Annotated in this window: 10 protein-coding genes and 2 tRNA genes; 5 read left to right on the forward strand and 7 right to left on the reverse strand. The window is 37.6% G+C overall.

Annotated elements, in window-relative coordinates; genetic code table 11:
* From HHL20_RS02195 to HHL20_RS02220, 6 genes are all read right to left on the reverse strand, one after another.
* Entirely contained in the window at positions 1 to 630 is a 630-nt protein-coding gene (locus tag HHL20_RS02195) for a DUF3575 domain-containing protein (protein WP_169229557.1), read from the reverse strand.
* Entirely contained in the window at positions 630 to 1811 is a 1182-nt protein-coding gene (locus HHL20_RS02200) for a thioredoxin fold domain-containing protein (RefSeq protein ID WP_169229558.1), read from the reverse strand. Before HHL20_RS02200 ends, HHL20_RS02195 begins: the two co-directional genes overlap by 1 nt.
* A gap of 95 nt (positions 1812 to 1906) precedes the next feature.
* Positions 1907 to 1979: transfer RNA gene (locus HHL20_RS02205), tRNA-Phe, on the reverse strand.
* A 116-nt stretch (positions 1980 to 2095) separates the two neighbouring features.
* Positions 2096 to 2168 (reverse strand) — tRNA-Phe (locus tag HHL20_RS02210).
* Positions 2169 to 2265: 97 nt separating this feature from the next.
* A complete protein-coding gene (locus tag HHL20_RS02215) occupies positions 2266 to 4107 on the reverse strand; it encodes a lysophospholipid acyltransferase family protein (protein WP_169229559.1) in 1842 nt (613 codons plus the stop codon).
* 22 nt (positions 4108 to 4129) lie between these two features.
* Positions 4130 to 5368, reverse strand: a complete 1239-nt coding sequence (locus HHL20_RS02220; protein WP_169229560.1) for an aspartate kinase — start codon at positions 5366 to 5368, stop codon at positions 4130 to 4132.
* Positions 5369 to 5682: 314 nt separating this feature from the next.
* Between HHL20_RS02220 and fbp the strand changes: the two genes are divergently transcribed.
* From fbp to HHL20_RS02245, 5 genes are all read left to right on the forward strand, one after another.
* Positions 5683 to 6699, forward strand: a complete 1017-nt coding sequence (gene fbp / locus HHL20_RS02225) for a class 1 fructose-bisphosphatase (RefSeq protein ID WP_169229561.1) — start codon at positions 5683 to 5685, stop codon at positions 6697 to 6699.
* Positions 6699 to 7703 carry an o-succinylbenzoate synthase gene (locus HHL20_RS02230; protein WP_169229562.1) on the forward strand — a complete coding sequence of 335 codons (1005 nt, stop codon included), beginning with the start codon at positions 6699 to 6701 and terminating at the stop codon, positions 7701 to 7703. The genes fbp and HHL20_RS02230 overlap by 1 nt, the downstream gene beginning before the upstream one ends.
* A gap of 572 nt (positions 7704 to 8275) precedes the next feature.
* The gene (locus tag HHL20_RS02235; protein ID WP_169229563.1) at positions 8276 to 9949 is read left to right on the forward strand and encodes a glutamine--tRNA ligase/YqeY domain fusion protein; all 1674 of its coding nucleotides are present in this window, start codon (positions 8276 to 8278) and stop codon (positions 9947 to 9949) included.
* 146 nt (positions 9950 to 10095) lie between these two features.
* Positions 10096 to 11322 carry an MFS transporter gene (locus tag HHL20_RS02240; protein ID WP_169229564.1) on the forward strand — a complete coding sequence of 409 codons (1227 nt, stop codon included), beginning with the start codon at positions 10096 to 10098 and terminating at the stop codon, positions 11320 to 11322.
* A 531-nt stretch (positions 11323 to 11853) separates the two neighbouring features.
* On the forward strand, positions 11854 to 13884 hold the full coding sequence (locus HHL20_RS02245; protein WP_169229565.1) for a TonB-dependent receptor: 2031 nt from the start codon (positions 11854 to 11856) through the stop codon (positions 13882 to 13884).
* A gap of 68 nt (positions 13885 to 13952) precedes the next feature.
* On the opposite strand, the gene HHL20_RS02250 is transcribed toward HHL20_RS02245, so the two are convergent.
* Complete coding sequence (locus HHL20_RS02250; RefSeq protein WP_169229566.1) at positions 13953 to 14915, reverse strand: YpdA family putative bacillithiol disulfide reductase; 963 nt, start codon at positions 14913 to 14915, stop codon at positions 13953 to 13955.
* Positions 14916 to 14937 lie beyond the last annotated feature (22 nt).

Raw genomic sequence — 14937 nt, forward strand, 5'->3', positions numbered from 1 at the left:
TTATTTTAATTTATAAGAAATCATGACACCTCCTCTGTAAGGAAGAATTTCACCACTTCTGTTGAACTTGTTATCTTTTCTGTCGTAGCGCTCTCCGGTAGTTCTGTCGTACCCTTTGTAAAAGTCCTGTGAGCTTCCCAGACTTCCGTACACATCAATATTCCATCTGTCGGAAACCTTGAACTGATACCCTAAAGTAACACCTAATATGAGCGAGTAACCTTTCTGGTAAAGATTGGAACTTGTAAAAACTTCTCCATAATCATTATAATAGGGTTCGTCCGGCCAATAATTCCATTTTTGCAAGGTAAAAGCTGAGGTTGCAATATTAGCTCCCACATAAAAATGTCTGAATGCTTCGTTGAAATAATATCTGCCTTCTGCCGATACCGAATAATATTGCAACTCGTGTCCGTCAAAAGATTTCCATGGAGATATAAAAACATCTCCCTGTACGGTAAATTTCTTGCTAATCTGATGCTCAACTGCAAGATTTACGATTCCGATAGGAATGAAAAGTGCATTGCCTTTTATATAAACGCTTTTTTCATTACTGTTTGCCTGCTCCTGGGCATTTAAACTTCCTAATATAAAAAGAGTAAGAAACCCTGCTAATAGTCTGATCTTCATTATTTCTTATTAATTTCTTGTAACAATGCATCTGCCAACGCAGAATCTTTCTGTGCCTGTGATGCTATATTTTTGGACATTTCTGCATATGTTTTTGCCTGCTCCTTATTGCCGGTCAGGAAATAAATTTTTGCCAAAATGTAAGTGTTTTCAGAGGTCTCACCTCTCATTACAGACTTTTCAGCCCACTCAGCTGCTTTTTTCAATGATGAGGGAGTGGTGATATGCTCGGAAAATATCCATGCCGCTTTCAGCAGTTCATTAGGTTCAAAAGCTTCTGAATTTCTATAGTAGGCAAGTGCCGCTTTTTCGTATTCCGGAAAATTGGCGTTCTGCTCGTAGTAGCTTAATTTGGTCTGGTTGAGTTTTATTTCTGCATCATGCTTTCCTACAAGAGGTTCGGCAGTCTTCATGAAATAATCATCATTAATTCTTTTATTCTGGTTGTCAATAGACTGTTCAACAATTTTTCCCAGCTTGATCTGGTTATTAAACTCCCGGTACGTTTCTTCAGGTAAAAATTTAATGATTTCTGATTTTCTTTCGGTGAATACTTTATAATTTTTGTCTTCAGGCGATTTAAGGAAATAAAGTAAAAAACCCACATCATCTTTTGTAAATTCGGATGTTTTGCTTTTATTTTCAAAATATCTTTCTGAAGCTTTTTTAGCGAAATTAAAATCCGAAGAAGAGTTAAGTCTCATAATATTGATCAGGAATTCAGGATCTTTTTCCCCCTTTTCAAAACGTTCTTTTAGAGAACCCTTTTTATTGTTGGGTGAACTTACGCCCTGTGCCATGGTGAGAAACATGCTTTCTTCCATATATCCGTAATTTTGGGAGACAAGCTCTCCGTCACCATTCAGGAAAAGATAAGTAGGATAGGAGCGTACACCGTATTTTGAAGCAATTTCCCTTCCTTCGCCCTTTTCCATGTCGAATCTGGCATTAACAAAATTAGCATTAAAATAATCTCCGACTGATTTTCTAGTGAATGTATTCTTCTCCATCATCTTACAGGGACCGCACCATGAAGTGTATGCATCAATAAATACGAGCTTGTTTTCTTTTTTTGCCTTTAAAATAAGATCTTTAAACGGCAGTTCCTGAAACTGAATGGCCTCCTGGGCAAATGCTGTAATGACTGAAAATAAAAATAAAACGGAAACAATCTTCTTCATTTTTCAATAAAAATTTGAGAAGCGAATATACTTATTTTCAGCGTAAGAATGGTGAGAAAACAAAAAAGTCATCTCGATTGAGATGACTTTTGTAGTGGTTTCTCCAGGAATCGAACCAGGGACACATGGATTTTCAATCCATTGCTCTACCAACTGAGCTAAGAAACCATTTAATTTTTGCTTCTTTTTTTGAAGTGGTGCAAAAGTAATAATAATTATCACATCCTGCAAATTATTTAAAACATTTGGAAAATAAAACCACCTTTTTTTGAAGGTGGTTTTTGTGGTTTCTCCAGGAATCGAACCAGGGACACATGGATTTTCAATCCATTGCTCTACCAACTGAGCTAAGAAACCATTCTTTTACTTCGTTGTTTTAAAGTGATGCAAAAGTAGTAAGTTTTCGTATATGAAGCAAGTATTAATATTACTTTTTTTAACAAAACTTAAAAACCTATTGATTTTCAACCGAATTATTTTCCTGTTCTCTTCTAATCTGCTCGCTCATCTCCTCCAATACCGGTTTTATCGTGTTTTCAGGAAGATCGCTGATTCTGATGTACATCAATCCGTCGATCGCATCATTGAAGTTGGGATCTACGTTGAAAGCAATAACTTTAGCATTTTGCTTAATATATTTCTTAATCAACACGGGCAGCCTCAGTTCAGGTTCCAGATCATCGATGATTTTATCAAGTTTATTTAAATCCGATTCCATTTCTTCGAAAAAAAGATGCTTATCCCGGTCACGAAGTTTTACTTTATATTCATTTCTAGGTGTAATGTACTGAGCTACGGCAGAATCATAATAATTGGAACGCATAAACTCAATCATCAGCGATTTCGAAAACTCTGAAAACTTATTGGAAATACTTACTCCTCCCATCAGGAATTTATGATCCGGATTTCTAAGGCATACATGTACAATTCCTCTCCAAAGAAGGAAAAGAGGAAGTGGTTTCTGCTGATATTCCTGGCAGATGTAGGCACGCCCCATTTCAATCACTTTTTTAAAGAAAGGATGAATGTCCTGTTCAAATTCAAATAAAGAGCTGGTATAAAATCCTTTGATCCCGGATTTTTTCATTACTTCTCTTCCTAACGCCATTCTGTAGGCGCCCACAAGCTTTTCTTCGGCATTGTCCCACAGGAAGAGGTGATGATAATGTTTGTCATATTCATCAAGATCGAAAGGAAGGTTGCTGCCTTCTCCTACGGCCCGAAAGGTAAGCTCCCGCTGTCTGCCGATTTCCCGCATGATAGAGGGAATTTCTTCGTATTTGGTAAAATAAACCTCATAGTTTCCGTTGCTGAAGAACATTTTGTCGGTACCCTTCAGTTTTCGGATGTCTTTTAGAATATCTTCTTTAGGTGTTTCGTCGATAATATTCTGAACAATATTCTCTTCCTTCAGCAATGGAAATTTTACCGAAAGATTTTTAAGATTAATGCTTTGGGCAAGTGATTTTCTTTTCTCATAGTAAGATTTCATCATATACACCTTCCGTTTCAGAAAATCACCAAGCTCTTCAGTGTTTTCCATATCTTCCATTGCTTTTACGGCAATAGGCCTTCCGATACGTATTCTGATAGGTTTTTCCCTGTCGTTCATCATTTCTGCCGGAAGCATAAGGGTCTGTAAGCTCGGATGGATTTTGGCCATCTGGTAAAACATTCTGCTGTTCTTGGCATGGAAATACATAGGAACGACCGGCACTTTAGCCATCCTGATGAGCTTAAGGGCCGGTTTTTCCCATTCTTTATCTAAAATTTCTCCGTACGGATTGTTTTTATTGGATACTTCTCCAGCCGGAAAAATACCTACACAGCCTCCATTTTGTAAATGCTTTAATGTTTCCCGCATTCCGGATGAGCTGCTGTATGCGTCTTTCCTGTTTTCGAAAGGGTTTACGGAGATGACATACGGCTCCATGGGTTTTATTTTTTCCAGCAGGAAATTCCCCATAACTTTAAAATCCGGACGCACCTCTGAAAGAATTTTGCACATCAAAATGCCGTCTATGGCACCAAGCGGATGATTGGAAACAAGAATAAACGGACCCGTTTTAGGGATTTTTGCCAGATCTTCTTCAAAAGCTATATAGCTGAGGTTCCGCTCTCTCACAAATGAATCGAAAAAGTCTTTACCTTCCTTATCTTTTAGCTTATCGTATAGTTTGTTTACTTCATTTATTTTAGCAATGCTCATCACAGCAGATGCCACAGGATTTTTCAGAAATCCTATTTTATGTAAGCCGGAAGCCTTTATCAAATCGTTTTTCGATATTAAACTCATGTGTGTTTAGTCGCAATTAGTTTTATTGTGTTACCATTTGAAGCGTATTCTTCGAAATTTGCTCCAATAATACACTTTTTTCCTGGTAAAATTTATCAATATGATCCATCTTCGCATTCCTTACCGTAAATAAAGATACATTTTTTATCACTTCTGTACGGAATACTTTCTGAAGTTCTTCGTTCAGTTCATCAATATTGTGGAACTTATCTTCCAGACACAGAGCCAGTGAAATAGCAGAATTCTGCATCAGAGAAACCTTAATCTTATTTTTGGATAAGTATCCGAAAATTAAGCTCATATGATCTTCCGCGATGAATGAAAAGTCTCTTGTTGATATTTTTAAAAGTGTCTGATTTTCCTTTAAAATGTAAGTTTCTTCACTCTGATTTTTCTCGGAAGCGCCCACTTTAGTCCCTTCTTTAGTGGGATCTACAAAAGATTTTACATAAAAAGGAATATTTTTTTGCTGAAGAGGCTGCAATGTTTTCGGGTGAATGACACTTGCTCCGTAATAAGCCATTTCAATAGCTTCTTCATAAGAAATATTGGAAAGAAGCGTTACATCTTTGAATTTTCTCGGATCTCCGGTCATTACCCCCGGAACATCTTTCCAGATGGTCATGGCTTCTGCGTTTAAGCAATAGGCGAAAATAGCAGCCGAATAATCCGACCCTTCTCTTCCCAATGTTACGGTAAAATTATTTTCATCCGAACCGATGAAACCCTGAGTAACGTAGCAGATTTCTTTATTTAAATTTGAAATGAATTCTTCGGTTTTTACCCAATCTACCACACCTTCCCGGTAAGAATTGTCGGTTTTTATATAATCTCTCGCATCAAGCCACTGATTGGTAAACTGTATTTCGTTCAAATATTCGCTCACAATTTTTGTAGAAATCATTTCTCCACAACTTACTACCTGATCGTAGACAAAATTGTAATTTGGAGATTTGTTCCTTCTTAAAAACGAATCAATATCATCAAAAAATAAGTTGATTTCCGAAAATACGGCATGATTTTCAGAAAAAAGGCCTTCTGCAATTTCGATGTGTTTTCGTTTTATTTTTTCAATTTCAGTTTGATAGTTGTCTTTCCTGAAATAAAGTTCCACCACTTTTTCCAGCTCATTTGTTGTCTTGCCCATTGCTGAAATTACCAACAGACACTTTGCAAATCCCTGGCTTTGTAATACCATGGCTACATTTTTTACGCTTTCGGCATCTTTTACCGATGCTCCACCAAACTTGAAAATTTTCATTAAATTGTTAATAATAAAATTGTTAGATAAAATTTGTGGGAATATTTTACGGGTGACAAAATTATAAATTTACAACGAGATATGAAATAGCGTTGGATCACAGAGAACTTAAGATTTCATTAAAATCACCAATTGGTAGAATTTTTAATGATATCCTTCGGTAATTCGGGAGCTGTTTTTTATGATAAGATACGGATAACAATATGAGGTGACGCTGTATGATGTTGATAAACAAATGATAAGCTCTTTTCTTAATAATTCTTTCAAATTGTGATAAATTTTACGAAATTTGAGGAAAACGTAAAAAGGAAAATATGTCAGAAAGACCATTACAGACTTTAGGAGAATTTCTTATTGACAGACAAGATGATTTTCAGTATTCTACCGGGGAATTTTCTCGTCTTCTGAGCGCGATAAGACTGGCTTCGAAAGTAGTAAACAGAGAAGTAAATAAAGCCGGGATTGTAGACATTGCAGGTGCTGCCGGAAACCAGAATATTCAGGGAGAAGAGCAGCAGAAGCTTGATGTTATTGCCAACGAAATTTTTATTACCGCTCTGTCTCAAAGAGAAGTGGTTTGCGGAATTGCCTCTGAAGAAAATGACGATTTCATCGATATCAAATGCGGCGAAAATGGTCACTTAAGTAAATATGTTGTATTAATTGATCCGTTGGACGGTTCGTCAAATATTGATGTCAATGTTTCCGTGGGAACTATTTTTTCTATTTACAGAAGAGTTACCGAGCCCGGAACTCCGGTACAGCTTCAGGATTTTTTACAAAAAGGGGTCAACCAGATTGCTGCCGGATACGTGATCTACGGATCTTCGACAATGATTGTCTATACTACCGGAAACGGAGTAAACGGTTTTACACTTGATCCTTCTTTAGGGACGTATTATCTTTCTCATCCGAATATGATGTTTCCTAAAACAGGTAAAATTTACTCCATTAACGAAGGAAATTACATCAAATTCCCGCAAGGGGTAAAAAATTACCTTAAATATTGCCAGATGGAAGAAGGCGACAGGCCCTATACCTCTAGATATATTGGTTCTCTTGTAGCTGATTTCCACAGAAATATGCTGAAGGGCGGGATTTATATTTATCCTTCATATTCACAGGCGCCGAATGGAAAATTGAGATTGTTATATGAATGTAATCCTATGGCATTCCTTGCAGAGCAGGCCGGAGGTAAAGCGACAGACGGATTCAGAAGAATTCTCGAAATTGAACCGACAGAGCTGCATCAGAGAATTCCTTTTTTCTGCGGAAGCGTTGATATGGTAGAGAAAGCGGAAGAATTTATGCGAATCGACAGTGTAAAATAATGACAGCAGAATATTTTAGATATATATTAAAATTCAAACGCCCGAGTGGAACATCTCGCGGCGTTTTGTTTGAAAAAGAGACTTTTATTCTCGAAATTTCAGAAAATGGAAATAAAGGAGTAGGAGAATGTGCGGTATTCCGAGGATTGAGCTTTGACGACAGACCGGATTATGAAGATAAGCTTCAATGGCTTTGCGAAAATATTGATCAGGAATATGATTTTTTAAAGGAAAATTTAAAAGAATTCCCATCAATTTGGTTTGGTTATGAGCAGGCGGTGCTCAATGTAAAAAATGGTAAAAACCTTTATTTTCCGGGTGAATTTACGGAAGGTAAAACTCCGATTGTAATCAATGGTTTGATTTGGATGGGAGGTGTAGGGTATATGGAAGAACAGATTCAGGATAAGCTGGATCAAGGATTTCATTGTATCAAATTAAAAATTGGAGTCGACTGGAAATCAGAACATGAAATTCTTCAGAAATTAAGACAGAAATTTTCAAAAGAGATGTTGGAGCTGCGTGTTGATGCCAACGGAGGCTTTTCAAAACATGAAGCCAAAACTGTTTTGCAGCAGCTGGCAGATTTACATATTCATTCGATAGAACAGCCCATAAAAGCAGGAAACTGGCACGATATGGCAGAATTGTGTGCGGAAACTCCTACACCTATTGCTTTAGATGAAGAGTTGATAGGAATTGTTGATTTGGATAAAATGATCAATCTCCTGGATAGGGTAAAGCCTCAGTATATTATTTTAAAACCATCGCTGATCGGAGGATTTTCAGGTTCTGACGAGTGGATTTCATTAGCTCAAGAGCGTAATATTGATTGGTGGATCACCTCTGCGCTGGAAAGTAACATTGGACTGAACGCTATCGCGCAGTACACTTTTACCAAAAAAAATCCGATGCCACAGGGTCTGGGTACCGGATCATTATTTGTGAATAATTTCGAATCCAATCTTGATTTGAGAGGAGAATTATTATATTTTAAAATGTAGTTGTAAGATTGGAGCCAGTCAGATTACTCTTTTACATTTATCCTTCAAATAATATTAGGATAAATAACATTGTCCCTGAAATTTCTTTTTTCTAGATAACATCTTCTACGAAAATTGCCTTTCTGATGTATTCTAAAAATGAAGAAAACGTTCTTTTAACCTTTTTCATAATAATATTATTTAGTATTGTGTGCGCTTAGTTGGTTGCAATCTTTGTGCCATAACATGGTATCTCCGGCATCTTCGGGTATGATATATTTCATAGAATATTTTAAATGCCTGTTTAAGAAGAGATTGGCTGTTTTTGCTCTTTTTTCCTTAACGGAAAATTAAATTACGGTTAATCTTAGACTTAGAAATTAAATATGGATTCTTTTAAGATAGAAGTCTCTTTGAATATAGAAGAGTTTGGACATAATGTATAATTTTAGCTCTGGTTTTAGTTAGTGCGAAGATAAGTTAAAATATCGAATAAGCAGTCTTATAAACCCTTAAATTATAATTTCCGTAGAACTTTAAATTTTCCTAAATTTGCAAATTGTCGTATATACGGCATTCTAAAGCGAATTTCAATGGAAGAAGAAAAAAAATCACTCAATTTTATTGAGCAAATTATCGAAGATGATTTGGCAAACGGACTGAAAAGAGATCAGATCCGTTTCCGTTTTCCGCCTGAACCCAACGGTTATCTGCATGTAGGTCATACAAAAGCGATCTGCATCAACTTTGGGCTTGGCGAAAAATACAATGCTCCCGTGAACCTTCGTTTCGACGATACGAACCCTGAAAAAGAAGAACAGGAATTCGTAGATTCTATCATGAAAGATGTTGAATGGTTAGGTTTTAAATGGGATAAAGTATTGTATGCTTCCGATTACTTCCAGCAGCTTTACGATTGGGCTGTTCAGATGATCAAAGAAGGTAAGGCTTATGTAGATGAGCAGCCATCTGAAGTCATTACCGAACAGCGGAAAAACCCTACTGAACCAGGTGTTGAATCTCCATACAGAAACCGCCCGGTTGAAGAATCCTTAGACTTATTCGAAAGAATGAAAAACGGAGAGTTTGAGGAAGGCTCTATGTCGCTCCGTGCAAAAATAGACATGACGTCTCCGAATATGAACATGCGTGACCCTGTGATGTACAGGATCCTAAGAAGACCTCACCACAGAACGGGAACAGCCTGGAAGATCTACCCGATGTATGATTGGGCGCACGGAGAATCTGATTATATCGAACAGATTTCGCATTCTTTGTGTTCTTTGGAATTTGAGAATCACAGACCGTTGTATGACTGGTATCTGGATCAGGTATATGATGAAACAAAAGTAAGGAATAAGCAAAGAGAATTCGCAAGAATGAATGTCTCTTACATGATCACTTCTAAAAGAAAACTTCAGAGGCTGATTGCTGAAAAAGTAGTGAACGGCTGGGATGATCCCAGAATGCCTACCATTTCAGGAATGAGAAGAAAAGGATATACGGCAACAGCGATCAGGAATTTTATTGAAAAAGTAGGAGTTGCCAAAAGGGAAAACCTTATTGAGATTCAGTTGTTGGAATTCTGCGTTCGTGAAGACTTAAATAAAGTAGCAAAACGTGTCATGACCGTTGTTGATCCCGTAAAACTAATTATTGAAAACTATCCGGAAGGAAAAGAAGAATGGCTGGAAACGGAAAACAATCCGGAGCAGGAAGATGCAGGAACAAGAGAAATACCTTTCTCAAGAGAGCTGTATATTGAACGTGAAGATTTCAAGGAAGAAGCCAACAATAAATTTTTCAGACTGAAACTGGGAGGAGAAGTCCGTTTAAAATCTGCGTATATCATTAAGGGTGAAAGAGTAGAAAAAGATGAAAACGGAAACATCACCACCATCTATGCAACCTACGACGAAAAGTCCAAGTCGGGCAGCGGAACGGAAGAAAGCTTAAGAAAAGTAAAAGGAACCATTCACTGGGTTTCTGCCAATCATGCGATTCCTGTAGAGATCAGGAATTACGATAAACTGTTTACCGTAGAACAGCCGGATGCAGAAAAGGATGTTGATTTCCTTAATTTCATTAACCCGGAATCCGTAACCGTGGTAAAAGGATTCGCAGAGCCAAACCTTAAAGATGTGGAAGTAGGAGCACCGCTTCAGTTCCAGAGAATTGGCTACTTCACAAAAGATCAGGATTCTACCGAAGACAATTTGGTCTTCAACAGAACTGTGACCTTAAAAGACTCTTATAAGCCGGAGTAATAAATTATTTATATTAATATAAATGAAACAGGGCTTAATTTTTTAAGTCCTGTTTTTTTGTTTAAACAATGATAATAGTAAAGAAAATAGTCCCGAAGAGACGATATAAACCAAAATAGGATAAAGTCCTATTAAAATATAAAATCATGAAAATTATATATTTATATACAAACTCATTCAAAGGGCTTTCAAAAGAAAGCTGGATGCTGGCGCTGGTGATGCTCATCAACCGGGCCGGCTCGATGGTACTTCCTTTTTTGGGAGTTTACATGACCAATCATCTGCATTTCAGCATAGAAAATACAGGAATTGTGCTGAGCTTTTTCGGAATAGGCTCCGTTATCGGTTCCTGGTTAGGCGGATTCATCACAGATAAGATCGGTGAGTACAAAGTGCAGTCTTTCAGCTTATTGCTGAGTGTTCCTTTATTCTGCCTGATTCCTATTTTCAAAACAGAAATAGGTGTTGCAGCTATTATATTGGCGCAAAGTATTGTGAGTGACGCTTTTCGTCCTGCTAACTCTGTAGCCATCACCAAATATGCAAAACCCGAAAACATTACGCGGGCATTTTCATTAAACAGGATGGCCGTCAATTTGGGATTTTCCATTGGTCCTGCTTTGGGTGGAATCCTGTCGGCTATTTCTTACGAATTCCTGTTCTTTGCTAATGCTTTAACAGCTTTATCGGCGGGTATTCTATACATTATATTTTTTAAAAAACGGAACAAAATCGCCAGACTGAAAGCTAAAAAAGTAAAAGAAATAATCGAAATTAAAAAAGATAGTTCGCCGTATCGCGATGGCAAATTTTTAATATATTGTTTTTTCTGCATGCTTTTTTCCATCTGTTTTTTTCAGTTATTCAGTACATTAACTATTTTTTATAAAGACACCGCTCATCTCAGCCAGCAAAGTATTGGTTACATTCTTGGCTATAGCGGATTTCTGGTGGTTTTGCTGGAAATGGGTCTCGTTCAGGTTGCTGAAAAATATTTCAGCCTGGCCGTAACAATGTTTCTGGGAACTTTTATCTGCGGACTTTCCTATGCAATGCTGGGATTTGATCATAGTATTATTACGCTGGTTATTTCCATGAGCCTGCTGTGTGTCGGTGAAATCTGGGCACTGCCGTTTATGTCAACCATTACCGCACTGCGGTCCGGGAAGAACAACAAAGGTGCGTACATGGGACTGAACGGTATTTCTTTTTCCATCGCATTTATCGTTACCCCTTATTTGGGAACTTTAATAGCGGAAAAACTTGGATTTACAACATTATGGATCGGGACCGGGATTTTGGCAACAGTGATTGCTGTTGCATTTTACTTTATCGTTCCGTGGATGGTGGGCGACAGAAAGCAGGCTGACTAGATTTTGGGCGTGTCCCTCATTCAAAGCTAAACCTCATAGGTTTTAAAAACCTATGAGGTTTCCCCTGACAATTCGGGTCGGGCTGCTTTGGGGTACGCTTCGCTTCCGTACTCGCTCGTTCCTCGCTCGCACCGGCTCCTTCGTCGCCGCCCGCCGCATCCCTCACGCGAAGGTGGCAATTCAAAAAAAGCTTTTCAGATATAAATTTGATAACAGTGAACTATTTTATAATTTCCCACAGATTGCACAGATTAAACAGCTCACACAAATAATTATGTATTATTTCTTCCTGCGTGTAAAATACAGTATAAAAAATCTGCGCCATCCGTGAAATCTGCGGGAAAATCAAAATATTACATCATCAACCCAACACATTTCATTCCTAAGCATCTCAACAATTTTTAACATAAGCTTTTAGGATAAAATAATCTGCGCCAATCCGTGGAAATCTGTGGTAAAAAAATCACAAGACCACCATAAAATTTTAAAAATATTAGAATAAAAAGAACAATTTTTGCTTACACAACAGCAATGAAAAAAATCTACATTCTTCTGCCAACAATTTTTACAGCTTTATTATCGGCACAGAAAAGAGACTCTGCAGAACTGATCTCAGAAGTGCAGATTGATGCCTACAAAAAGCCGGCAGCTTTTATTTCTTCCACTAAATCAGTGTCTGTCGTTTCAGAAAATCTGATCAACCAGAATCCACCGGAAAGAATGCTGGAATCTATCAACCAGATTGCCGGTGCAAGGATGGAAGAACGCTCTCCCGGAAGTTACCGCATTTCTCTTCGCGGCAGCACCCTCCGTTCTCCGTTCGGTGTGCGGAATGTAAAAGTGTATCTGGATGATTTTATTTTTTCAGATGCTTCGGGAAATACCTATTTTAATGTGATTTCTCCGGAGCTCATCAAAAGAATGGAAATTTATAAAGGACCTGAAGGTGGCGATTACGGAGCCGTTACAGGCGGAACCGTACTCCTGAAAACCACAAGTTCCGAAAATACGTCCGCTAATCTCGCGGTGGGAAGCTATGGAACTTTTAATCAAAGCTTTAACCTTTCCAGACAATTGGGAAAACATTTTGTTGAAATTTTTCAGAATTATTACCAGACAGATTCCTACCGCGAACAGTCTAAAGTTTTACGAAAACAAATATTCCTGAAAGATAATTTTCAATATTCAGAGCAAGGTCTTTTAAAAGCCATGATTTTGTATGCTGATCTTGATTACCAGACGCCGGGCGGACTCACTTTAGAGCAGATGGAACTCAACAGGAAGCAGGCAAGACCCGCTACAAAAACAGTTCCCGGTGCTAAAGATCAGGATGCAGGAATTCGTAATAAGATGATTTTAGCAGGGCTTTCAAACGAGTATAATTTTAATAGGAATTTTTCACATTTCATTCTTGTTCAGGGATCTTACGTAGATTTTGAAAATCCGTTTATCACCAATTTTGAAAACCGTTTTGAGAAAAATATCGCTCTGCGTACTCACTTTAATTATGAGAAAAATTGGACAAATATCTCTTTGGCGTACCGTCTCGGTTTTGAAGGAGGAATCAATGATATTCAGGTTAAGAATTATGATAATAATCGCGGAACAGAAGGTAATCCACAGAATTTCGATAAGATTAAAAATACCTCCGGATTTTATTTCCTTTCGCAAAAGCTCAATATTGCCGGCAAACTTTTCACTGATATTTCTTTAAGCCTGAACTCAAATGCTTATGAATGGGAAAGAACGTTTCCCCGTCCCGAAAACGGAAGGGTTCAGTTTAAAAACCAATGGCTGCCTAACTTCGGATTAAATTATCTTATAGGAAAAGGCTTTTCGGTGCGTGCAAAAATAGGGAAGGGTAATTCTGCACCGACCAATGAAGAAATACGTGCATCCGATCAGCAGTTTAACGTAGATCTTATGCCGGAATACGGGTGGAATAAAGAATTCGGAATACGGAAACAGTTCGGAAATTCAATTTTCTTGGAAGGAAGTTATTTTGATTTCAGGATGAAAGATGCCATTGTTAGACGACAGAATGATGCTGGTCAGGAATTTTTTGTTAATTCCGGAGAAACTGTTCAGAAAGGTATAGAGTTGTTGTTGGAATCTAAAAGTTTTAATCTTAAAAATAATATTTTCAGCTTTTTTAAATTCAGAATGTCGGGAAGTTTTTACCGGTTTACCTTTGAAAATTACCGCCAGAACGATGCTGATTATTCAGGAAATGATCTGACTGGTGTCCCAAGGACGACTGTAAACAGCCTGCTGAACTTTGTTTTGTTTAAAAAACTTGCTGTAGATTATTCACATTTTTACACCTCAAAAATCCCACTGAACGATGCCAATTCCGTGTGGTCGGAACCCAGTCTTGTGGGAAATATACAGTTCAGATTTCCATTTGAGCTTGACAGAACAAGACTAAATTTGTTCCTGCAGATACAAAATCTTTATAATGAAGATTATGTTTCCGGCTTTGATATCAATGCTTTCGGGAATCGCTATTATAATCCGGCTGCTAAAAGGAATTTTATTTTCGGAGTAAAGATGGATTTTTAATTACACAAACAGTTTTAAGTCAGAAAATCTGAGTGATTTGTGTAATTTGCGGAAGCTTTTTGCTTGAACTACTTTGAGAGAATATCCCCAATAATCATTTCCGCATGAATTCTGGAATTTTCAATAAACCAGAGATGCGTGTCTTTTCCTCCGCATACAACCCCGGCAAGATATAAATTCGGAATATTGGTTTCCATTGTTTCATTATTGTACAAAGGGTTGAGACATTCTCCCTGTAGCTCAATTCCGGAATTTCTCAGGAAGTCAAAGTCGGGAAGATAGCCCGTCATCGCCAGCACAAAATCATTTTCGATTTCATTAATTTTACCCTTTTCGTCTTTAAAAATAACCGTTTTTTCCTTGATTTCCATTAATTCAGAATTGAAATGAGCGCTAATACTTCCTTCTGAAATCCTGTTTTCAATATCAGGCTTTACCCAATATTTTACACTCTTGGAAATTTCAGAATGCCGGATAATCATCGTTACTTCAGCGCCCTTTCTGTATGTTTCCAGGGCAGCATCAACCGCAGAATTGCTGGATCCAACGACAACGATTTTCTGTTTTGCGTATGGGTAAGGTTCGGTATAATAATGTTTTACTTTAGGCAAATTTTCTCCCTGAATATTCATCATATTCGGAATATCGTAAAACCCTGTTGAGATGATGACGTTTTTAGCCGTATATTTTCCTTTGGTTGTTTCAATATTGAAAAACTCTTCTTGGCGAATTATTTTTTCTACTTTTTCATAAAGATTGATGTTGACATCCCTTTGCCTTGCAATGCCTTGGTAATATTCCAATGCTTCCTGTCTTCCGGGCTTCGGGGCTGTAGAAATAAAAGGAATTCTACCGATTTCAAGCTTCTCGGCAGTGGAGAAAAACCGCATATACAAAGGGTAGTTATATAGCGAGTTAACAATTGTTCCCTTTTCGATAATAACATAGCTGAGATTATTTTTCTGGGCCTCCAGCGCACAGTTCAGTCCTATCGGGCCACCTCCGATGATGAGAATATCCAACGTTTCCATAACACAAAATTACAAAAATGAA

Origin of the sequence: Chryseobacterium cheonjiense (genome assembly GCF_012927265.1) — a bacterium.
GTDB classification, from domain to species: Bacteria; Bacteroidota; Bacteroidia; order Flavobacteriales; family Weeksellaceae; genus Chryseobacterium; species Chryseobacterium cheonjiense.

Coding starts and splice junctions, on each gene's coding strand:
- HHL20_RS02195 (WP_169229557.1), bottom strand. CDS start 630: ATGAAGATCAGACTATTAGCAGGGTTTCTTACTCTTTTTATATTAGGA.
- HHL20_RS02200 (WP_169229558.1), bottom strand. CDS start 1,811: ATGAAGAAGATTGTTTCCGTTTTATTTTTATTTTCAGTCATTACAGCA.
- HHL20_RS02215 (WP_169229559.1), bottom strand. CDS start 4,107: ATGAGTTTAATATCGAAAAACGATTTGATAAAGGCTTCCGGCTTACAT.
- HHL20_RS02220 (WP_169229560.1), bottom strand. CDS start 5,368: ATGAAAATTTTCAAGTTTGGTGGAGCATCGGTAAAAGATGCCGAAAGC.
- fbp (WP_169229561.1), top strand. CDS start 5,683: ATGTCAGAAAGACCATTACAGACTTTAGGAGAATTTCTTATTGACAGA.
- HHL20_RS02230 (WP_169229562.1), top strand. CDS start 6,699: ATGACAGCAGAATATTTTAGATATATATTAAAATTCAAACGCCCGAGT.
- HHL20_RS02235 (WP_169229563.1), top strand. CDS start 8,276: ATGGAAGAAGAAAAAAAATCACTCAATTTTATTGAGCAAATTATCGAA.
- HHL20_RS02240 (WP_169229564.1), top strand. CDS start 10,096: ATGAAAATTATATATTTATATACAAACTCATTCAAAGGGCTTTCAAAA.
- HHL20_RS02245 (WP_169229565.1), top strand. CDS start 11,854: ATGAAAAAAATCTACATTCTTCTGCCAACAATTTTTACAGCTTTATTA.
- HHL20_RS02250 (WP_169229566.1), bottom strand. CDS start 14,915: ATGGAAACGTTGGATATTCTCATCATCGGAGGTGGCCCGATAGGACTG.